Annotated in this window: 18 protein-coding genes; 15 read left to right on the top strand and 3 right to left on the bottom strand. The window is 50.9% G+C overall.

The genetic code is table 11. From position 1 onward, the window contains the following. Positions 1 to 49 precede the first annotated feature (49 nt). From rlmD to E6P06_RS22605, 8 genes are all read left to right on the top strand, one after another. Positions 50 to 1,348, top strand: a complete 1,299-nt coding sequence (gene rlmD, locus E6P06_RS22640) for a 23S rRNA (uracil(1939)-C(5))-methyltransferase RlmD (protein WP_032938359.1) — start codon at positions 50 to 52, stop codon at positions 1,346 to 1,348. Between the two features lie 100 nt (positions 1,349 to 1,448). Then, the gene (gene relA / locus E6P06_RS22635) at positions 1,449 to 3,683 is read left to right on the top strand and encodes a GTP diphosphokinase (protein WP_003034123.1); all 2,235 of its coding nucleotides are present in this window, start codon (positions 1,449 to 1,451) and stop codon (positions 3,681 to 3,683) included. 123 nt (positions 3,684 to 3,806) lie between these two features. Continuing rightward, complete coding sequence (gene mazG, locus E6P06_RS22630; protein ID WP_003840346.1) at positions 3,807 to 4,598, top strand: nucleoside triphosphate pyrophosphohydrolase; 792 nt, start codon at positions 3,807 to 3,809, stop codon at positions 4,596 to 4,598. Between the two features lie 224 nt (positions 4,599 to 4,822). Then, the gene (gene pyrG / locus E6P06_RS22625; protein WP_003034127.1) at positions 4,823 to 6,460 is read left to right on the top strand and encodes a glutamine hydrolyzing CTP synthase; all 1,638 of its coding nucleotides are present in this window, start codon (positions 4,823 to 4,825) and stop codon (positions 6,458 to 6,460) included. A gap of 87 nt (positions 6,461 to 6,547) precedes the next feature. Continuing rightward, entirely contained in the window at positions 6,548 to 7,846 is a 1,299-nt protein-coding gene (gene eno / locus E6P06_RS22620) for a phosphopyruvate hydratase (protein ID WP_003034129.1), read from the top strand. A 195-nt stretch (positions 7,847 to 8,041) separates the two neighbouring features. Further along, on the top strand, positions 8,042 to 8,347 hold the full coding sequence (locus E6P06_RS22615; RefSeq protein ID WP_139935750.1) for a hypothetical protein: 306 nt from the start codon (positions 8,042 to 8,044) through the stop codon (positions 8,345 to 8,347). A 12-nt stretch (positions 8,348 to 8,359) separates the two neighbouring features. Further along, positions 8,360 to 9,145 (top strand): DUF4225 domain-containing protein, encoded by a 786-nt coding sequence (locus tag E6P06_RS22610; protein WP_139935749.1) that lies wholly within the window; start codon positions 8,360 to 8,362, stop codon positions 9,143 to 9,145. 4 nt (positions 9,146 to 9,149) lie between these two features. Continuing rightward, positions 9,150 to 9,497 (top strand): hypothetical protein, encoded by a 348-nt coding sequence (locus E6P06_RS22605; protein WP_139935748.1) that lies wholly within the window; start codon positions 9,150 to 9,152, stop codon positions 9,495 to 9,497. Positions 9,498 to 10,145: 648 nt separating this feature from the next. Here the strand turns inward: E6P06_RS22605 and E6P06_RS22595 are convergent. Further along, positions 10,146 to 10,970, bottom strand: coding sequence for a MurR/RpiR family transcriptional regulator (locus E6P06_RS22595; RefSeq protein ID WP_044699736.1), 825 nt, complete (start codon positions 10,968 to 10,970; stop codon positions 10,146 to 10,148). A 165-nt stretch (positions 10,971 to 11,135) separates the two neighbouring features. Here E6P06_RS22595 and E6P06_RS22590 point away from each other — a divergent pair, with 165 nt between their 5' ends. The 3 genes from E6P06_RS22590 (at position 11,136) to queE (ending at position 14,124) form a co-directional block, all read left to right on the top strand. Continuing rightward, positions 11,136 to 12,692, top strand: a complete 1,557-nt coding sequence (locus E6P06_RS22590; protein WP_139935747.1) for a maltose/glucose-specific PTS transporter subunit IIC — start codon at positions 11,136 to 11,138, stop codon at positions 12,690 to 12,692. Next, positions 12,692 to 13,381 carry an N-acetylmannosamine-6-phosphate 2-epimerase gene (locus E6P06_RS22585; protein ID WP_139935746.1) on the top strand — a complete coding sequence of 230 codons (690 nt, stop codon included), beginning with the start codon at positions 12,692 to 12,694 and terminating at the stop codon, positions 13,379 to 13,381. Before E6P06_RS22590 ends, E6P06_RS22585 begins: the two co-directional genes overlap by 1 nt. A 71-nt stretch (positions 13,382 to 13,452) precedes the next feature. Continuing rightward, positions 13,453 to 14,124 carry a 7-carboxy-7-deazaguanine synthase QueE gene (queE, locus tag E6P06_RS22580; RefSeq protein ID WP_003034139.1) on the top strand — a complete coding sequence of 224 codons (672 nt, stop codon included), beginning with the start codon at positions 13,453 to 13,455 and terminating at the stop codon, positions 14,122 to 14,124. 91 nt (positions 14,125 to 14,215) lie between these two features. Here queE and queD read toward each other — a convergent pair whose 3' ends face one another. Further along, a complete protein-coding gene (gene queD, locus E6P06_RS22575; protein ID WP_003034142.1) occupies positions 14,216 to 14,578 on the bottom strand; it encodes a 6-carboxytetrahydropterin synthase QueD in 363 nt (120 codons plus the stop codon). A gap of 438 nt (positions 14,579 to 15,016) precedes the next feature. On the opposite strand from queD, the gene cysJ reads away from it, so the two are divergent. From cysJ to cysH, 3 genes are all read left to right on the top strand, one after another. Continuing rightward, positions 15,017 to 16,816, top strand: coding sequence for an NADPH-dependent assimilatory sulfite reductase flavoprotein subunit (gene cysJ / locus E6P06_RS22570; RefSeq protein ID WP_139935745.1), 1,800 nt, complete (start codon positions 15,017 to 15,019; stop codon positions 16,814 to 16,816). Further along, complete coding sequence (gene cysI / locus E6P06_RS22565) at positions 16,816 to 18,528, top strand: assimilatory sulfite reductase (NADPH) hemoprotein subunit (RefSeq protein WP_003034148.1); 1,713 nt, start codon at positions 16,816 to 16,818, stop codon at positions 18,526 to 18,528. The genes cysJ and cysI overlap by 1 nt, the downstream gene beginning before the upstream one ends. An 83-nt stretch (positions 18,529 to 18,611) precedes the next feature. Beyond that, entirely contained in the window at positions 18,612 to 19,346 is a 735-nt protein-coding gene (gene cysH / locus E6P06_RS22555) for a phosphoadenosine phosphosulfate reductase (RefSeq protein ID WP_032938355.1), read from the top strand. Between the two features lie 44 nt (positions 19,347 to 19,390). On the opposite strand, the gene E6P06_RS22550 is transcribed toward cysH, so the two are convergent. Next, a complete protein-coding gene (locus tag E6P06_RS22550; protein ID WP_032938348.1) occupies positions 19,391 to 20,434 on the bottom strand; it encodes an aminopeptidase in 1,044 nt (347 codons plus the stop codon). A gap of 254 nt (positions 20,435 to 20,688) precedes the next feature. Between E6P06_RS22550 and cysD the strand changes: the two genes are divergently transcribed. Next, the gene (gene cysD, locus E6P06_RS22545; RefSeq protein WP_003034152.1) at positions 20,689 to 21,597 is read left to right on the top strand and encodes a sulfate adenylyltransferase subunit CysD; all 909 of its coding nucleotides are present in this window, start codon (positions 20,689 to 20,691) and stop codon (positions 21,595 to 21,597) included. The last annotated feature ends 7 nt before the right edge of the window (positions 21,598 to 21,604 follow it).

Raw genomic sequence — 21,604 nt, 5'->3', positions numbered from 1 at the left:
GTTATGGGACAATTAGGGTCACACTGTTAAATAGAGAAATATCTCGTCGATGGCGCAATTCTACTCTGCAAAACGACGCGTGACGACGCGTCAGATCATAACCGTTACCGTCAATGACCTCGATCCTTTTGGTCAGGGCGTCGCTCGCCATAACGGAAAAGCGTTGTTTATACCGGAATTGCTACCCCAGGAAAGCGCCGAGGTGGTGATTACCGAAGATAAAAAACAGTTCGCCCGCGCGCAAGTAAAACGACGTTTGAACAACAGCCCTGAGCGTGAAGTGCCACGTTGCCCGCATTTTGGCGTATGCGGCGGTTGCCAGCAGCAGCATGCCAGCATCTCGTTACAGCAGCGTAGTAAAAGCGCGGCGTTGTCGCGTTTAATGAAATGTGACGTGTCGGATGTTATAGCTGATACGCCGTGGGGCTATCGTCGTCGTGCCCGATTGAGCCTGAACTATCGGCCAAAAGAACAAAAATTGCAGATGGGGTTTCGTAAATCAGGCTCCAGCGACATTATCGATGTCAAACAATGCCCTGTTTTGGTGCCCCAGCTTGAAGCGTTATTGCCCCATCTCAGGGCGTGTCTGGAAAGTCTTCAAGGGTTACGCCACCTTGGACATGTTGAACTGGTGCAGGCAGGGAGCGGAACCCTGATGATTTTGCGCCACACGGCGCCATTAAGTGCAGCGGATAAAGAAAAACTGGAATGCTTTTCGCATTCTCTGGGGCTGTCTTTGTTTCTGGCCCCGCAAAGCGAGATACTGGAATCAATATCAGAAGAATCACCCTGGTATGACTCAAATGGACTACGGTTAACCTTCAGCCCGCGTGATTTTATTCAGGTCAATGAAGGGGTAAACCAGCAAATGGTGGCCCGTGCGTTGGAATGGCTCGATGTTCAACCTGAAGATCGCGTACTCGATCTGTTCTGCGGAATGGGCAATTTTACTCTGCCGCTGGCAACTCGGGCAGCAAGCGTGGTTGGCGTGGAAGGTGTTCCGGCGTTGGTGGAGAAAGGTCGGGAGAACGCGCTGAATAACGGATTACACAATGTGACGTTCTTTCATGAAAACCTTGAGGAAGATGTTACCCGGCAGCCGTGGGCGAAAAACGGATTCGACAAAGTATTGCTCGATCCTGCGCGTGCGGGGGCTGCAGGTGTGATGCAACATATTATAAAATTGGAACCTATACGCGTTGTTTATGTATCCTGTAACCCGGCAACGCTGGCTCGTGACAGCGATGCTTTGCTCAATGCGGGATACGCCATCCGGCGGCTGGCGATGCTCGATATGTTCCCGCACACTGGACACCTGGAATCAATGGTCCTGTTTGAGCGTTTGTAATGAACTTAATACCCATTGGATTTCGCCTTGTAATGCTGTGTGAAAGACAATGGGTTCGGCTTGTCGACTTCGACAGGCCATGCCCCTTAAGGAGAGGACGATGGTTGCGGTAAGAAGTGCACATTTAAATAAAGCTGGTGAGTTTGATCCCAAGAAATGGATCGCGAGTCTGGGGATCTCCAGCCAGCAGTCGTGTGAACGCTTAGCCGAAACCTGGGCGTACTGCCTCCAGCAGACACAGGGGCATCCGGATGCGGATCTGCTGCTGTGGCGTGGCGTGGAGATGGTAGAAATTCTCTCCATGTTGAGCATGGATATCGACACGCTGCGTGCAGCAATGCTGTTCCCTCTGGCTGATGCCAACGTGGTAAGTGAAGACATCCTGCGCGAGAGCGTGGGCAAATCCATTGTTCATCTTATCCACGGCGTGCGTGATATGGCGGCGATACGCCAGCTTAAAGCCACGCATACCGATTCAGTTTCTTCCGAGCAGGTCGATAACGTCCGCCGCATGCTGCTGGCAATGGTAGATGACTTCCGCTGTGTGGTCATCAAGCTGGCAGAGCGGATTGCCCATCTGCGTGAAGTGAAAGACGCGCCGGAAGATGAACGTGTTCTGGCGGCAAAAGAGTGCACCAATATCTATGCACCGCTGGCCAACCGTTTGGGAATCGGGCAATTAAAATGGGAGCTGGAAGATTATTGCTTCCGTTATCTGCACCCGGCTGAATACAAACGCATTGCCAAGCTGCTGCATGAACGTCGTATCGACAGGGAGCATTACATTGATGAGTTCGTTGGTCATTTGCGCTCAGAGATGAAAACGGAAGGCGTCAAAGCTGAAGTGTACGGGCGTCCGAAGCATATCTACAGCATCTGGCGCAAAATGCAGAAAAAGCAGTTGGCCTTCGATGAACTGTTCGATGTGCGCGCAGTGCGTATCGTGGCAGAGCGTTTACAGGACTGCTATGCCGCGCTCGGGATAGTACATACTCACTATCGCCATCTGCCGGATGAGTTTGATGACTACGTCGCGAACCCGAAACCCAACGGCTACCAGTCAATCCATACGGTTGTGCTGGGGCCGGGCGGGAAAACCATTGAAATTCAGATCCGTACCAAACAGATGCACGAAGATGCCGAACTGGGCGTCGCGGCGCACTGGAAGTACAAAGAGGGCACCGCTTCAGGCGCGGCGCGCTCTGGTCATGAAGATCGCATTGCATGGCTGCGTAAGCTGATCGCCTGGCAGGAAGAGATGGCAGATTCCGGTGAAATGCTGGATGAAGTTCGTAGCCAGGTCTTTGATGACCGCGTGTATGTCTTTACGCCGAAAGGCGACGTTGTGGATCTGCCTGCAGGCTCCACGCCGCTCGATTTTGCTTACCACATTCATAGTGATGTGGGGCATCGTTGCATTGGCGCGAAAATTGGTGGACGCATCGTACCGTTTACCTACCAACTGCAGATGGGCGATCAAATTGAAATTATCACCCAGAAACAGCCAAACCCAAGCCGCGACTGGTTGAACCCTAACCTTGGCTACGTAACCACCAGTCGTGGGCGTTCGAAGATCCACGCCTGGTTCCGTAAACAGGACCGTGATAAGAACATTCTTGCAGGTCGCCAGATCCTCGACGATGAACTGGCGCATTTAGGCATCAGCCTGAAAGAAGCGGAAAAACATCTGCTGCCGCGCTACAGTTTCAATGAGCTGGATGAACTGTTGGCGGCGATTGGCGGAGGAGACATCCGCCTCAACCAGATGGTGAATTTCCTGCAGGCGCAGTTTAATAAGCCAAGCGCTGCCGAACAGGATGCCGCCGCGCTGAAACAGCTTCAGCAGAAAACGCACGCACCGCAAAGTCGCCGTAAAGACGACGGTCGTGTCGTGGTGGAAGGGGTAGGTAACCTGATGCACCACATCGCTCGCTGCTGCCAGCCGATTCCAGGCGATGAGATTGTCGGGTTTATTACCCAGGGACGCGGTATTTCCGTGCACCGGGCGGATTGTGAACAGCTGACTGAGCTGCGTTCCCATGCGCCGGAACGTATTGTTGATGCGGTCTGGGGCGAAAGTTACTCTGCAGGGTATTCGCTGGTGGTTCGCGTCCAGGCCAACGATCGCAGTGGCTTGTTACGTGATATCACCACGATTCTCGCCAACGAGAAGGTGAACGTGCTGGGCGTTGCCAGCCGGAGTGATACCAAACAACAGCTTGCCACCATTGATATGACCATCGAAATCTACAACCTGCAGGTGCTCGGGCGCGTGCTCGGCAAGCTGAACCAGGTACCGGATGTGATCGACGCACGTCGTCTGCACGGTAATTAATCATTATGTAGGCCGGATAACCTTGTAGGCCTGATAAGACGCGTTAGCGTTGCCATCAGGCATTGCTATGTTGCCGGATGTCGCCTTATCCGGCCTACTGTATTGAAATTTCAGGATATTCCAATGAATCAAATCGACCGACTGCTCGGTATTATGCAGCGCCTGCGCGACCCGGAGAACGGCTGTCCGTGGGACAAAGAGCAGACATTCGCCACTATTGCTCCTTATACCCTCGAAGAAACTTATGAAGTGCTGGACGCGATTGCGCGAGAAGACTTCGACGACCTGCGTGGAGAGTTGGGGGATCTGCTGTTCCAGGTGGTGTTTTACGCCCAGATGGCTCAGGAAGAAGGGCGCTTCAACTTTGATGATATTTGCGCTGCGATAAGCGATAAGCTTGAACGACGCCACCCGCATGTTTTTGCTGATGTTTCTGCAAGTAACAGCACCGAGGTGCTTACCCGTTGGGAGCAAATCAAAACCGAAGAACGTGCTGAGAAGGCACAGCATTCCGCGCTCGACGATATTCCCCGTAGTTTACCGGCATTAATGCGCGCCCAAAAAATCCAGAAACGCTGCTCAAATGTTGGCTTCGACTGGAAAACATTAGGACCGGTTGTCGACAAGGTTTACGAAGAGATCGACGAAGTCATGTTTGAGGCGAAGCAGGCTGTTGTCGACCAGGCTAAACTGGAGGAGGAAATGGGCGATCTGCTGTTTGCCACGGTCAATATGGCCCGGCATTTAGGCACTAAAGCAGAGACCGCATTGCAGAAAGCGAACGAGAAGTTTGAGCGGCGTTTTCGTGAGGTTGAGCGAATTGTGGCAGCTCGCGGTCTGGAAATGACTGGTGTTGATCTGGAAACTATGGAAGAAGTCTGGCAACAGGTAAAACGGCAGGAAATTGATCTCTAAGGGATTTCGTCGGTCAAGGGCGATTTGTGTGATTTTTTAAATAACAAGCGCTTGATTTACGTCAAAAACATTTACCCCAAAGGGGCTATTTTCTCACTCCCGATGTTAATGTGAGCCTGGTGAAGAGGAGGAATAATGAAAGTTTGTGGCGCTCGTCATGTTCGGGTATACTACTTTCCCGTCTTGGTAATTCCATCGTTTCACCCTAACTTCTCAGGTCCAGCATGACAACGAACTATATTTTTGTGACCGGCGGGGTCGTATCCTCTCTGGGAAAAGGCATTGCCGCAGCCTCCCTGGCAGCCATTCTTGAAGCCCGTGGCCTCAATGTAACCATGATGAAACTGGATCCGTACATCAACGTCGATCCAGGTACTATGAGCCCAATCCAACACGGGGAAGTGTTCGTTACCGAAGACGGCGCTGAAACCGACCTGGACCTGGGTCACTATGAGCGCTTCATTCGTACCAAAATGAGCCGCCGCAACAACTTCACTACGGGTCGTATCTACTCCGACGTTCTGCGTAAAGAACGCCGTGGCGACTACCTGGGCGCGACCGTTCAGGTTATCCCGCACATCACGAATGCCATTAAAGAGCGTGTTCTGGAAGGCGGTGAAGGTCATGATGTTGTTCTGGTTGAAATCGGCGGAACCGTTGGGGATATCGAATCTCTGCCGTTCCTTGAAGCGATTCGCCAGATGGCCGTAGAAATTGGCCGCGAGCACACGCTGTTTATGCATCTGACGCTGGTTCCGTACATGGCGGCGGCAGGTGAAGTCAAAACTAAACCGACTCAGCACTCTGTAAAAGAGCTGCTTTCTATCGGTATTCAGCCAGATATCCTGATTTGCCGCTCCGATCGCGCAGTTCCGGCTAATGAACGTGCAAAAATTGCATTGTTCTGTAACGTTCCGGAAAAAGCGGTGATTTCTCTGAAAGATGTCGATTCCATCTATAAAATCCCGGGCCTGTTGAAATCTCAGGGCCTTGACGATTATATTTGTAAACGATTCAGCTTGAACTGTCCGGAAGCTAATCTGTCAGAATGGGAACAGGTTATCTACGAAGAAGCTAATCCGGCAGGCGAAGTGACTATCGGTATGGTCGGCAAGTACATTGAACTGCCGGATGCCTATAAGTCAGTTATCGAAGCGCTGAAGCATGGCGGTCTGAAGAATCGTGTCACCGTCAATATCAAGCTGATCGACTCACAAGATGTCGAAACGCGTGGCGTTGAGATCCTGAAAGGTCTTGATGCCATCCTGATCCCTGGCGGCTTCGGCTACCGTGGTGTTGAAGGTAAAATCGCGACGGCGCGCTTTGCGCGTGAGAACAATATTCCTTATCTGGGCATTTGCCTGGGTATGCAGGTTGCGTTGATTGAGTTTGCACGTAACGTAGTGGGTATGGACAACGCCAACTCCACGGAATTTGTGCCAGACTGTAAGTACCCGGTGGTGGCCCTGATTACCGAATGGCGCGATGAAGACGGCAACGTCGAAGTCCGTACCGAGAAGAGCGATCTGGGCGGCACTATGCGTCTTGGTGCGCAGCAGTGTCAGTTGAGCGACGATAGCCTGGTTCGTCAACTGTACGGCGCGCCGACAATTGTTGAACGCCACCGCCACCGTTACGAAGTCAACAATATGCTGTTGAAACAGATTGAAGCTGCGGGTCTGCGTATTGCAGGCCGTTCCGGTGATGATCAGTTGGTCGAGATCATTGAGGTACCGAATCATCCGTGGTTCGTGGCCTGTCAGTTCCACCCGGAATTTACTTCCACGCCACGTGATGGGCACCCGCTGTTTGCCGGCTTTGTGAAAGCCGCCAGTGAACATCAGAAGCGTCAGGCGAAGTAAGAAGTAAATAAGTTAGAACGGCAATGCACCCATCAGGGTGCATTGTTTGTCTGGAGTTTTAGTTTAACTTGTACTGAGGAAAATCTAATGTCCAAAATCGTTAAAATCATCGGTCGTGAAATCATCGACTCCCGTGGTAACCCGACTGTTGAAGCCGAAGTACACCTGGAAGGTGGTTTCGTTGGTATGGCAGCAGCTCCGTCAGGTGCTTCTACTGGTTCCCGCGAAGCACTGGAACTGCGCGATGGCGACAAATCCCGTTTCATGGGTAAAGGCGTACTGAAAGCTGTTGCAGCTGTTAACGGCCCAATTGCTCAGGCTCTGCTGGGTAAAGATGCTAAAGATCAGGCTGGCATCGACAAGATCATGATCGATCTGGACGGTACTGAAAACAAATCCAACTTCGGTGCAAACGCCATCCTGGCTGTGTCCCTGGCGAACGCCAAAGCAGCAGCTGCTGCTAAAGGCCTGCCGCTGTATGCACACATCGCTGAACTGAACGGTACTCCGGGTAAATACTCCATGCCGGTTCCGATGATGAACATCATCAACGGTGGTGAGCACGCTGACAACAACGTCGACATCCAGGAATTCATGATTCAGCCGGTTGGCGCTAAGACTCTGAAAGAAGCCGTTCGTATGGGTTCTGAAGTGTTCCACAACCTGGCTAAAGTTCTGAAAGCTAAAGGTATGAACACTGCAGTTGGTGACGAAGGCGGCTACGCGCCGAACCTGGGTTCCAACGCTGAAGCTCTGGCTGTAATCGCTGAAGCGGTTAAAGCAGCTGGCTACGAGCTGGGCAAAGACATCACTCTGGCGATGGACTGTGCAGCGTCTGAATTCTACAAAGACGGTAAATACGTTCTGGCTGGCGAAGGCAACAAAGCGTTCACCTCCGAAGAATTCACTCACTTCCTGGAAGAACTGACCAAACAGTACCCGATCGTGTCCATCGAAGATGGTCTGGACGAGTCTGACTGGGATGGTTTCGCATACCAGACTAAAGTACTGGGCGACAAAATCCAGCTGGTTGGTGACGATCTGTTCGTAACCAACACCAAGATCCTGAAAGAAGGCATCGAAAAAGGCATCGTTAACTCCATCCTGATCAAATTCAACCAGATCGGTTCTCTGACCGAAACTCTGGCTGCGATCAAAATGGCGAAAGACGCTGGCTACACGGCTGTCATCTCTCACCGTTCTGGCGAAACTGAAGATGCTACCATCGCTGACCTGGCTGTTGGTACCGCTGCAGGCCAGATCAAAACTGGTTCTATGAGCCGTTCTGACCGCGTTGCTAAGTACAACCAGCTGATTCGTATCGAAGAAGCTCTGGGTGAACAAGCACCGTACAACGGTCGTAAAGAGATCAAAGGTCAGGCGTAATCCTGTTCTTTAACTCTTAATGTAAAAACCCGCTGCGGCGGGTTTTTTTATGTCTGTAATTTATTCTTAATTGAAAATTTTGATGAACAATTTGATCTTTCTCACTTTGTTATTATTTTACTAAGAGTAATTTAATGATGTGATTATTTTGTATGTATTTTTTATATTTATCATTAACAATAATAGAAATATTGAATGAATAACGAATTGGAAGACATACTGGCGAAAGCGGGCATGAAAAAAAAGGATGCTGCTATCCTAATAAAGTTGGCAAAACTGAAAAATATCAGCTTAAGTCGGGCATTTTTTCTCTATGCCTGGACATATTACGCCTGTTTACTATTGGCTGTGATTTTTGCATCGTTTTCTGAGGGGATAGAGTTCTTTATAGTGAACGTTTTCTTCTGTATGGCTGTAGCTCTTGTTTCACTCTTCTTTACGCCCTTTGTCATAAATTTAATTTGGAGCATTAAGATTCAATATAAATTGCTTGGGAAATAACAGGAGGTTATTTTGAGTAGTTATGGATTAATGAATTTGCAACGTGAAAAAGAAAAGATTGACCGACTTGTCTATGATATCAGTTTTCAATATCTTAATGATCTAGATATACGTTCAAAATATATGTTAGAAGAACGTAGGGTTACATCATATTTTCTTGATGAATATCGTTATGGGAAATTAGATTTTGGCAGAGCGATGGATAGATTACGTGAATATCATATGTCTTTAACTAACCATCATATGAATTTAAGAATGGGGAGTGTTAAATTATATGCAATAGCTGAGCGTGAAAGAGAACGGCACTCTACGCTTACAATAACATTAAAGCGAGTTGGATTCATTAGTGGATCAATGCAAGTTATCGGTGGCTTTGGTTTATGTAAAGCAAGCCTTGGTGCTGCATGTAAAAATTATGGAGTTCCTTTAATGATGCAGGGAAGCGAGAATGTATGGGAAAATGGTTATTATTTACTATATCATGAAGATCCCAAAAAAATGCCTTTGAGGTATGCCTACCGCCAGGCTGCAAAGCTTTTGGGTGGGGATGACAAGGATGGTGATATTGCTTTTTCAACGGGAGATCTTATTCTGTCTTTCGGTTCAGCCTCAACGCGGACGTTGAGAACAGATTCATGGAAATTATTCCGCTATATACAGGAGGATTATATTCGCAACTGGAGAACATTGGGGGTTGCCGGGGGCGCTAGTGAGTTAACCGGTGATGCGGCTAGTGGACTCACTGTTTATCAACTTATTGGAGGTAATAGTACTAACTGGGCCGAGTTGAGGGAATAAGGAAATGCTCTTCAAAACATATGAACAGAATGATAAGTCTTTAACTGAAAGAATTAAGCTTGCGGGTTTAAGTGAGTATAAGGCACAGAAACTAATTCGCTTTGCTAATGAAAAAAAAGTCAACATACAAAAAGCCTATTTATTAACAGATGCAAGTGTTATTAGAGGCGATATTATCATGGCTTTTGCTATGTCATTCTTTATATTTTCAATTGGACAAGAAGATTTTAGTGAGTTACTGGCACTCTTTTTAATATTCGGGTTGTTGTTTTTTGTTATTGAGTTAACTTGTCGACTTCATAAAAATTACTTTAAGGTTTGGAAAATTTATATCAAGTTACGAGGAATTTAAGTGATTAATCTGGTGTTATTTTAAAGGTGAGTTAAGTGATGTTTTATATATTGCAATGACTTTAGCTGATAATTGTTATGAATAATGATATAAAATCCATACTCTTGAATGCTGGAATGAAAGAAAAAAATTCGTTTCTTGCTTAAATTAGCGAGAAAGAAAAATATCAGCGTAAGCCGAGCTTTCTTTCTCTACGCCTGGAAATACTATGCCTGGGGGGGCGCGTTATTCTTCTCTATGCTTTTTCCTGCATCAATGGGAGGGTTTGAGCTATTTATAATGTGCATACTTTGTTGCCTCATCTTAGCCTTGATTTCAGTCTTCTTTAACCCTTTCTTTATCAATCTGGTTTGGAGTATCAAGTTACAGATCAAGCTAATGGGTAAGCGGTAGAAAAACTAAACTCGATATACTTTCTGGTGAACAGGGGAGTCTTACCTTAAACAAGCGCAGCGTACGACCCGTTTCCGGAATCTGTGAAAATTATTGCTTATTTTCATACTGAGAACGCTAACAGTCCCCATTCAAGAGATGTTACAGACCCTGCCAGATGAGGGTTACTTTGTCGGTATCCCCACTATTTTTATACGTAATCCTGTTCTTTAACTCTTAACGTAAAAACCCGCTGCGGCGGGTTTTTTTATGCTTTTAAAGCAGTAGAGGAAGTGTTGCGCTGGCGGTTTGCTGGCTCACATCACTGTACTTTTCATCCAGCGCAATCAGCGACGTGGTGAGAAGTTCTACCAACAGCATCACACCCACCTTGGCGTTTAGCGCACCAGCACTCAACGGACCTTCTGGTTTGGCTGCGACCAGTTGAATATCGCTCAGCGAAGCCAGCGGACTGCGCGGCGTATTACTCAGCGCCAGTACGCGCACGCCTTGCTTACGCGCCAGTTTCACGACATGCAGCAGATCGCGCGTGGAGCCTGAACTGGAGATCGCTACCACGAGCGTATTTTTGCTAAGCGTAGTGGCATTCATGGCTGCGCGGTGCATGTCGCTGAACAGTTGCGCGGGTTTGCCGAGGCGCAGGAGTTTGTAATGTAAATACTCCCCCAGAATAGCGCTGGCCGCTACGCCATAAATCTGTACCGACTGAGCCTGATGTAGCGCCAGAGCGGCGGATTCCAGTAATGTCCTGTCGAGTAACTTTGCTGTGTCCTGCAGCGCTTGCACGGATTCATTGACCACATTGTCAATTTCATCCCCGCTGTGCTCTACCGGCAGCCCTTGCTGGAGATCGAGTGCCAGCGCCATTTTGAATTCGTTATAACCCTTACACCCAAGCGTGCGGCACAGACGTGTGACGCTCGCCTCGCTGGTGTCGCTTTCACGCGCCAGTTCGGTAATCGTCAGGTAGACAACTTTTGCCGGATCACTAAGCACAAACTCTCCCAGCTTCTGCTGTGTTCGGCTATATCCGTCAACGCCCTGGCGCAATCTCAGCAGCAGGTTTTCATTTTCTGACATGCAAAATCCTTAATGCGTTTCTCTGCTGATAGTGTGGCGGAAAGCAGGGGAGAGATGCCAGTCATTTTAAAAAAGTATGATCGGCTTCCTGGTTTTTGATGATAATTTTCATTTATAAAAGTAAATATGGTAAAAATTTTCATCATTAATCGGGGAGATGAAAAAATGATGCAAATGTTTAGCGGCGCCTCATCGGGCGCTTGGTTTGAAAAGGCACAGCGGTTCGGCAAATCGTTCATGCTGCCGATTGCGGTACTGCCCGCTGCGGGGCTGTTGTTAGGGATTGGCGGTGCGCTGTCGAATCCAAACACATTGACGGCGTATCCGTTTTTGGACGTTGACTGGTTACAGGCAATCTTCACGATCATGACCAGCGCAGGTTCTATTGTGTTTGCCAACCTGTCGGTGCTTTTTGCGGTGGGTGTGGCAGTAGGACTGGCGAAAACGGACAAAGGCACCGCCGGGCTTGCTGCATTGCTGGCATTTCTGGTGATGAACGCCACCATCAACGCTTTATTGACACTCAACGGAACGCTGGCGCGCGAGAATCCCGGTGCCGTAGGCCAGGGGATGACGCTGGGTATTCAGACGCTGGAAACAGGCGTATTTGGTGGGGTGGTGATTGGGCTTGTCACCTGCGCGCTGCATAGCCGTTTCAATAAAGTTTCGCTACCTCAGTTCCTTGGTTTCTTCAGCGGTTCGCGCTTTGTGCCGATTATTAGCTCCCTTGCCGCGATTGTAGTGGGTGCGGTCATGACGGTGGTTTGGCCGCATTTCCAGAAACTCATTTTTGGACTGGGTGGTCTGGTGGATGCGACCGGTTATCTGGGTACGCTGTTGTACGGCTTCATCCTGCGTATGCTTGGCCCACTGGGGTTACACCATATCTTTTATTTACCGTTCTGGACCACAGCGCTTGGCGGGAGTGAAATCGTCAACGGCCAGTTGGTTGAAGGTACGCAGCGTATTTTCTTCGCGCAACTTGCCGATCCGAATACGCAGCAGTTCTATGCGGGCACCTCGCGCTTTATGTCCGGGCGCTTTATCACCATGATGTTTGGTCTGCTTGGCGCATGTCTTGCGATGTACCATACTGCAAAACCAGAGAACAGAAAGCTTGTCGCCGGACTGCTGTTGTCGGCGGCCCTGACCTCTTTCCTGACGGGGATCACTGAGCCTATCGAGTTCTCCTTCCTGTTTGTCGCACCTGTGTTATACATCATTCACGCCTTCTTCGATGGTCTGGCGTTTATGATGGCGCATATTTTACATATCACCATCGGGCAAACCTTTTCGGGTGGGCTTATCGATTTCCTCCTCTTCGGTGTGCTACAGGGGGAAGCTAAAACCAACTGGATGTACGTCCCTATGGTGGGGATCCCGTGGTTCTTCCTTTACTACTTCACCTTCCGCTATTTGATTAACCGCTTTAACTGGTTGACGCCTGGTCGTGAAAACGCAGCACCGACTGAATCCGGCCTGCCGCAAAGTGAGCGTGCTGCGGCTGTGATTGCCGGACTGGGAGGTAAAGAGAATCTGGAAGAGGTGGACTGTTGCGCCACACGTCTGCGCGTGACGGTAAAAGAGAGTAGCAAGGTCGATGAAGCGGCGCTGAAAGCGACCGGAGCGCGTGGCGTAATTATTCGCGGCAACGGGGTTCAGGTGATTTATGGCCCGCATGTCACCATCATCAAAAACGAAGTCGAAGAGATCTTATCGTAATGAAAACTGTACTGGATTCCCTGAAAGGTAAATTAATCGTCTCCTGCCAGGCGCTGGAAAATGAGCCCCTGCACAGTCCGTTTATTATGTCGCGTATGGCGCTGGCGGCAGCGCAGGGAGGTGCTGTAGGTATTCGTGCGAACAGCGTGGTGGACATTCGCGCGATCAAAGAGAGCGTCTCCCTGCCGGTGATTGGGATTATCAAGCGCGATTATCCGGGTAGCGATGTGTTTATCACGGCCACCCTCAAGGAAGTGGATGAGCTAATGACCGTTGAGCCGGAGATTATTGCTCTGGATGCGACAGCGCGCCCGCGCCCAGGAGGACAAACGCTGGAAGAATTAGTTATGCAAATCCGCGCTCGCTACCCGTCTGTGCTGCTGATGGCGGATATCGCCACCATAGACGAAGCGGTGACAGCTGAGCGTCTGAGTTTTGACTGCGTGGGCACCACGCTCTACGGCTATACCGCTGACACTGCCGGGCATGTGCTGGCGGAAAACGACTGCGGTTTTTTACGTGAGGTATTGGCGGCGGTCAGCGTACCTGTCGTGGCAGAAGGAAACGTCGATACTCCGGAACGTGCCGCACGATGCCTGGAATTAGGTGCCCATACCGTGGTGGTTGGTGGCGCAATCACGCGTCCGCAGCAGATAACGGCACGCTTTGTCGCGGCGATCGCCTCGTAAAGCATCGATGGGGCATGATACTTTGGCGGGGATCTGCGATAATTATCGTTTATCCCCATATTGAGAGCGCTATGCAGTACCCGATTAACGAGATGTTCCAGACCCTGCAAGGTGAGGGTTACTTTACCGGCGTCCCCGCCATTTTTATTCGTTTACAGGGATGCCCGGTTGGCTGTGCCTGGTGCGATACCAAACACACCTGGGATAAGCTTGAGGATCGGGAAGTCTCCCTGTACAGCATCCTGGCCAAGACCAAAGAAAGCGACAAATGGGGGGCGGCGAGCAGTGAGGATCTGCTGGCGGTCATTTCGCGTCAGGGGTATACCGCCCGTCATGTGGTGATCACCGGCGGCGAGCCCTGCATTCATGACCTGATGCCGCTGACTGACCTGCTGGAAAAGAACGGCTTTAGCTGCCAGATTGAAACTAGTGGTACCCACGAAGTACGCTGTACGCCGAATACCTGGGTGACCGTATCGCCGAAGGTAAATATGCGTGGCGGTTATGATGTGCTGTCGCAGGCGCTGGAGCGCGCGAATGAAATCAAACATCCGGTTGGTCGCGTTCGCGATATTGAAGCGCTGGATGAACTGCTGGCGACGTTGAGCGACGACAAACCACGAATCATCGCCTTACAGCCAATCAGCCAGAAAGAAGATGCGACGCGTTTGTGTATTGATACCTGTATTGCGCGCAACTGGCGTCTGTCGATGCAAACCCATAAATATCTGAATATTGCCTGATAACTGTGCCGGGAGCGTTTCGCTTACCCGGCCAGAGTTTGTTGCTCGTCGCAGGCCGGATAAGACGCATTGCCATCCGGCAAGGCTACAATCACTCGCCGCGGTACACGCAGCCTGCTGTGCAGGTTTCTTTCACCATTACAGCACTTAGCAGAGGGACCACAGGTTTAATCTGATCCCAAATCCATTTGGCCAGCACTTCACTGGTTGGATTTTCTAAGCCAGGAATATCGTTCAAATAGTAGTGATCGAGTCTGTCGTAAGTCGGCTTAAACGCGGCTTTTAACTCAGCAAAATCCATGATCCAACCGGTATGCGGATCGACTTCACCGGTAATTTCAAGACGCACCATAAATGAGTGACCATGCAGGCGGCCACACTTATGCCCTTCCGGTACGTGCGGCAGGCGGTGAGCGGCTTCGAAGGTGAAATCTTTAAACAAGGTGGTGGACATTATTTACTCTCAAGAATGCGAAAAACCGCCGTAGGGTACCGTAAAGCACAATTTTTATCATTAGTTAAAAGGGCGCTAAGCATCAGAACGTCATATTTACGCTGTTAATGTTTGATAACTATTTATATATCATATAGTTATTAAATCGTTTTTGTCGTTAATGACTATAACTAAAACAGGTTAGTCCATTTGGTTATTTGTTATTTCTATCCCTTCTTTAGTTGTTACTATGCCCGCCGTTAACCTAATACTCGTCATACTTCGAGCTGCATGTGCGTTGGCTTCACTCTCTTATCCCAGTCACTTACTTCAGTAAGCTCCTGGGATTCGTTCACTTGCCGCCTTCATGCAACTCGAATTATTTAGAGTATTTTCATTTCTTTTTTTGGTGCCATTTGGGCGCGAAAAACAGCTTTGCTTACTGGAACATGACAACGCATGACGACACAGGCCCCACCTTCCGCTCTGCTACCGCTAAACCCGGAGCAACTGGCACGCCTTCAGGCTGCCACGACCGATTTCACTCCCGCACAGCTTGCGTGGGTTTCTGGCTATTTTTGGGGCGTGCTGAATCAGCAGCCTGGTAGCAATGCAGCGGCGCTTGCGCCTGTCGCTGAAATGCCTGGCATTACGCTTATCTCCGCCTCGCAAACCGGTAATGCGCGTCGTGTGGCGGAAGCCCTGCGCGATGATCTGATCGCCGCGAAGCTCAACGTCACTCTGATCAACGCTGGCGACTATAAATTCAAACAAATCGCCAATGAAAAACTGCTGATCGTGGTGGCGTCGACGCAGGGGGAAGGTGAACCGGCTGAAGAAGCCGTGGCGCTGCATAAGTTCCTGTTCTCGAAAAAAGCGCCGAAGCTGACCGATACCGCCTTTGCGGTGCTGGGCCTTGGCGATACCTCCTATGAATTCTTCTGCCAGGCCGGGAAAGACTTCGACAGCAAGCTGGCCGAGCTGGGCGGTGAGCGCCTGCTTGACCGCGTCGATGCCGACGTGGAATACCAGGCCGCCGCCGCCGAATGGCGCGCGCGTCTGGTTGAGGTGCTGAAAGCGCGCGCGCCTGCTGCACCGTCTGTACAGGTTGCAGCGAGCGGTGCGGTAAATGAAGTACACACCAGTCCGTACACCAAAGAAGCACCGCTGACGGCGTCGCTTGCGGTGAATCAGAAAATCACCGGCCGTGACTCTGAAAAAGACGTACGCCATATTGAAATTGATTTAGGTGATTCCGGCCTGCGTTATCAGCCGGGCGATGCCTTGGGCGTCTGGTATCAGAATGACCCGGATCTGGTTAAAGAACTGGTTGAACTGCTGTGGCTGAAAGGTGATGAACCGGTGACGGTTGAAGGCAAAACCTTGTCGCTCGCTGAAGCGTTGCAGTGGCACTTCGAGCTGACGGTGAATACCGGCAATATCGTGGAGAACTATGCCACCTTAACCCGCAGCGAAACATTGCTGCCGTTAGTGGGTGACAAAGCACAGTTGCAGCATTATGCCGCCACCACGCCCATCGTCGATATGGTGCGCTTCTCCCCGGCGCAACTGGATGCTCAGGCGTTAGTTGATCTTCTGCGTCCGTTGACGCCGCGTTTGTACTCCATTGCCTCTTCTCAGGCGGAAGTGGAAAGCGAAGTGCACGTCACCGTGGGCGTGGTGCGTTATGAGATAGAAGGTCGCGCCCGTGCTGGTGGTGCTTCCAGTTTCCTCGCCGACCGCGTGGAAGAAGAAGGTGAAGTCCGCGTGTTCATTGAACACAACGACAATTTCCGCCTGCCGCCAAACCCGCAGACGCCGGTGATTATGATTGGCCCGGGTACGGGAATTGCACCGTTCCGTGCTTTCATGCAGCAGCGTGCGGCTGATGGAGCCGAAGGCAAAAACTGGCTGTTTTTCGGTAACCCGCACTTTACCGAAGATTTCTTGTATCAGGTGGAATGGCAGCGTTACGTCAAAGAGGGCGTACTGAGCCGTATCGATCTCGCCTGGTCCCGCGATCAAAAAGAAAAAGTCTACGTACAAGATAAACTGCGCCAACAGGGCGCGGAACTGTGGCGCTGGATTAACGACGGTGCCCACATTTATGTCTGCGGCGATGCCAATCGTATGGCGAAAGACGTTGAGCAGGCGTTGTTGGAAGTGATTGCCGAATTCGGTGGTATGGATATCGAAGCGGCGGATGAATTTTTAAGTGAGCTGCGCATTGAGCGCCGTTATCAGCGAGATGTCTACTAATGAGCGAAAAACATCCAGGACCATTGGTGGTCGAAGGCAAACTGTCCGACGCTGAGCGTATGAAGCTGGAAAGCAACTATCTGCGCGGTACCATTGCCGAAGATTTAAACGACGGCCTGACCGGCGGGTTTAAAGGCGACAACTTCCTGCTGATCCGTTTTCACGGTATGTACCAGCAGGACGACCGCGATATCCGCGCCGAACGTGCCGAGCAAAAGCTGGAGCCGCGTCACGCGATGCTGCTGCGCTGTCGTCTGCCGGGTGGAGTGATCACCACCAAACAGTGGCAGGCGATCGACAAGTTCGCCCATGACAACACTATTTACGGCAGCATTCGTCTGACCAACCGTCAGACCTTCCAGTTTCACGGCATTCTGAAGAAGAACGTTAAGCCGGTACACCAGATGCTGCACTCCGTCGGCCTGGACGCACTGGCGACCGCCAACGATATGAACCGTAACGTGCTGTGTACCTCCAACCCGTATGAATCTGAGCTGCACGCCGAAGCCTACGAGTGGGCGAAAAAGATCTCCGAACATCTGCTGCCGCGCACCCGCGCCTATGCAGAGATCTGGCTTGATCAGGAAAAAGTTGCGACCACCGACGAGGAGCCGATCCTCGGTCAAACCTATCTGCCGCGTAAGTTTAAAACCACGGTGGTGATCCCACCGCAGAACGACATCGATCTGCATGCCAATGACATGAACTTCGTGGCGATTGCGGAAAACGGCAAATTGGTGGGCTTTAACCTGCTGGTGGGCGGCGGTTTGTCCATTGAGCATGGCAATAAGAAAACTTACGCCCGGACGGCAAGCGAATTTGGTTATCTGCCGCTTGAGCATACGCTGGCTGTGGCGGAAGCGGTGGTGACGACTCAGCGTGACTGGGGTAACCGTACCGATCGTAAAAACGCCAAAACCAAATACACGCTGGAACGCGTAGGCGTTGAGACCTTTAAAGCTGAAGTTGAGCGCCGCGCGGGGATCAAGTTTGAGCCTATCCGCCCGTACGAGTTCACCGGTCGCGGCGATCGTATCGGCTGGGTGAAAGGGATCGACAATAAATGGCATCTGACGCTGTTTATTGAAAACGGCCGTATCCTGGATTATCCGGGCCGTCCGTTGAAAACCGGTCTGCTTGAGATCGCGAAGATCCACAAAGGTGAGTTCCGTATTACCGCGAACCAGAACCTGATCATTGCAGGTGTTCCTGAGAGTGAAAAGGCGAAGATCGAGAAGATTGCGCAGAAGAGTGGCTTAATGAATGCGGTCACTCCGCAGCGTGAAAACTCGATGGCCTGCGTGTCGTTCCCAACCTGTCCGCTGGCGATGGCGGAGGCCGAGCGCTTCCTGCCAACGTTTATCGACAACATCGACACGCTGATGGCGAAGCACAGCCTGAGTGATGAAAATATTGTCATGCGTGTGACTGGCTGCCCGAACGGTTGCGGCCGCGCGATGCTGGCGGAAGTTGGTCTGGTGGGGAAAGCGCCCGGACGTTACAACCTCCATTTAGGGGGCAACCGTATTGGAACTCGCATTCCCCGGATGTTTAAAGAGAACATCACCGAGCCGGAAATTCTGGCATCGCTGGATGAACTGATTGGGCGCTGGGCGAAAGAGCGCGAAGCGGGTGAAGGCTTCGGTGACTTTACGGTGCGTGCGGGCATTATTCGCCCGGTGCTCGATCCTGCCCGGGATTTCTGGGAATAATGTGAAATTGACTTATCGGGTCTGCTGAATCGGCAGACCTGATAAGCGCAGCGCCATCAGGCAAGGCAAACAGTGAGGAACTTATGTCCAAACTCGATCTCAACGCGTTGAACGAACTGCCGAAAGTTGAACGTGTTATGGCGTTGGCGCAAACCAACGACCAACTGGAAAAATTGAGCGCCGAGGATCGCGTGGCGTGGGCGCTGGAAAACCTGCCTGGCGAATATGTACTGTCATCAAGTTTTGGTATTCAGGCGGCAGTGAGCCTGCACCTGGTAAATCAGGTTCGCCCGGATATCCCGGTGATCCTCACCGATACCGGTTATCTGTTCCCGGAAACCTACCAGTTTATTGACGAGTTAACGGACAAGCTCAAGCTTAATCTGCAAGTCTACCGGGCGAAGGAAAGTGCGGCCTGGCAGGAAGCGCGCTATGGCAAACTGTGGGAGCAGGGCGTTGAGGGCATTGAAAAATACAATGACATCAACAAAGTCGAACCGATGAACCGGGCATTGCTGGAGCTGAACGCGCAGACCTGGTTTGCCGGTCTGCGCCGTGAGCAATCGGGCAGTCGTGCGCATTTACCGGTGCTGGCTATTCAGCGTGGTGTGTTTAAAGTTCTGCCGATCATCGACTGGGACAACCGTACGGTTTACCAGTATCTGCAAAAGCATGGTCTGAAGTACCATCCACTGTGGGATCAGGGCTATCTGTCAGTCGGCGATACCCATACCACCCGCAAATGGGAGCCGGGAATGGCGGAAGAAGAGACGCGGTTCTTTGGGCTGAAAAGAGAGTGCGGGCTGCACGAAGGCTAACTGTTAAAAGCCCGGTAACGTTTACTTATTACCGGGCTTCTTCTTCAGGATTTACCTGCTTTCGCCAGTTCTTTTACCAGCGGCAGCATAATGCGTACTACGTCGCGGCTACGGCGCTCTATCCGGCCCGGTAAGGCTTTATCGATATGCTGCTGGTTATCCAGTCGCACATCATGCCAGCTGTTGCCAGACGGGAACGAGGCGCTTTTGGCGCGCTGTTGGTAGCCATCTTTCTTGCCCAGGTTCCAGTTGGTCGCTTCAACGGAGAGCACAGCAATACCCGCGTCGTCGAAGACCTCCGCATCGTTACAACATCCTGTTCCCTTCGGATAGTCTTTGTTCAGGCCTGGATTGGTGCTGGCTACAATGCCGCGACTATGCGCGATAGCCAGTGCCCGGTCGCGCGTCAGTTTTCGCACCGCTTCCGGGGTTTTCTTACCGCTGTTGAAATAGAGCTTATCACCGACAATCAGGTTATCGAGGTTGATAACCAGCAGCGTGTTTTTCTTCTCGGCGGCGCTCATTCGCTTCAGGATGTTCTCCGCGCCCAGTTTGCCTTCTTCCTCGCCGCTGGTGGCGATAAATCGGATGCCGTACTGCGTCGGCACGTCTTTGAGTTTTTCCGCCAGTTCCAGCATCACGCCAACACCTGCAGCGTTGTCGTCGATCCCTTGCAGGGTTAATCCACCCAGATTGGCATCTGAATCGGCATCGCTTTGTGCGGCGTAGGTGTCGAGGTGCGCCATAATAATAATCTGCTGCGGCGCTTTGCCTTCATGTGCTGCAATAACGGTGCTTCCCGTTACGTTATGCCAGTTTTTACGGTTATCTTTGGCGGTATAAACATAACGGCTATTAAACGTCCGAATATCACTGCTGTAGCCCATCTGCTGAAATTGCTGACGTATATAATCAGCAGATAACATTTCAGCCGGAGATCCCGTCACGCGGCCCGGGAAAAACGTTGCGATATATCGAGCCTGGGTATTTGCGATATCGCCAGGTTTGGAGGATGTTGCCTGTGCAGGAAGGATAAAACACGCGCCGAGCGCCATGGCAGCAATAAGGTGGCGCGTTGCGGAAAACATAATGAGTCCTTAAATACCAAGCAGAAATTTTCAGCCGCTAGTATGAAACTGTGATCGAGGTAAAACAATTTCATTTGCTCCTAAATGCCCGAAATCCGGTAGCTTAAGCACTTTTTGATATTTGCTTTTCCGGATCGTTATTCCTTTGAGGAACTACTCATTCCAATTCGTAATTTCATTCGCCCTCTTGCCCTCCCTATAGTCAGGTTATCTGAGCATCGTTAGCAAAATAACGGCATTACATAGGAACGGTTATGGATCAAAAACGACTTACCCACCTGCGGCAACTGGAAGCGGAAAGCATCCATATCATTCGTGAGGTGGCCGCCGAGTTTTCTAATCCGGTGATGATGTATTCCATCGGCAAAGATTCCAGCGTAATGCTGCATCTGGCGCGTAAAGCGTTTTATCCTGGCACGCTGCCGTTCCCATTACTGCACGTTGATACCGGTTGGAAATTCAGCGAAATGTACGAGTTTCGTGACCGTACGGCGAAAGCCTACGGCTGCGAACTGCTGGTGCATAAAAACCCGGAAGGGGTGGCGATGGGCATCAACCCGTTCGTCCACGGCAGCGCCAAGCATACCGACATTATGAAAACCGAAGGGCTGAAGCAGGCGCTTAATAAATACGGTTTTGATGCCGCGTTTGGCGGTGCTCGTCGTGACGAAGAGAAATCGCGTGCCAAAGAGCGTATTTACTCTTTCCGCGATCGTTTTCATCGCTGGGATCCTAAAAATCAGCGCCCGGAGCTGTGGCACAACTACAACGGACAAATTAACAAAGGCGAAAGTATTCGCGTCTTCCCGCTCTCCAACTGGACCGAACAGGATATCTGGCAGTACATCTGGCTGGAAAACATTGACATCGTGCCACTGTACCTGGCGGCGGAGCGTCCGGTGCTTGAACGCGACGGCATGTTGATGATGATTGATGACGACAGAATCGATCTGCAACCCGGGGAAGTGATTAAAAAACGCATGGTACGTTTCCGTACGCTCGGTTGCTGGCCACTGACAGGCGCGGTGGAGTCGAATGCGCAGACGCTGCCGGAAATTATCGAAGAGATGCTGGTCTCAACTACCAGTGAACGTCAGGGCCGCGTGATTGACCGCGACCAGGCGGGCTCCATGGAGCTGAAGAAACGTCAGGGGTATTTCTAAGGAGCCG

Source organism: Citrobacter sp. CF971, from assembly GCF_006385635.1.
GTDB lineage: Bacteria > Pseudomonadota > Gammaproteobacteria > Enterobacterales > Enterobacteriaceae > Citrobacter > Citrobacter freundii.
Note: the sequence above shows the minus strand (reverse complement) of the source record. Positions and strands in the feature narration are given on the sequence as shown.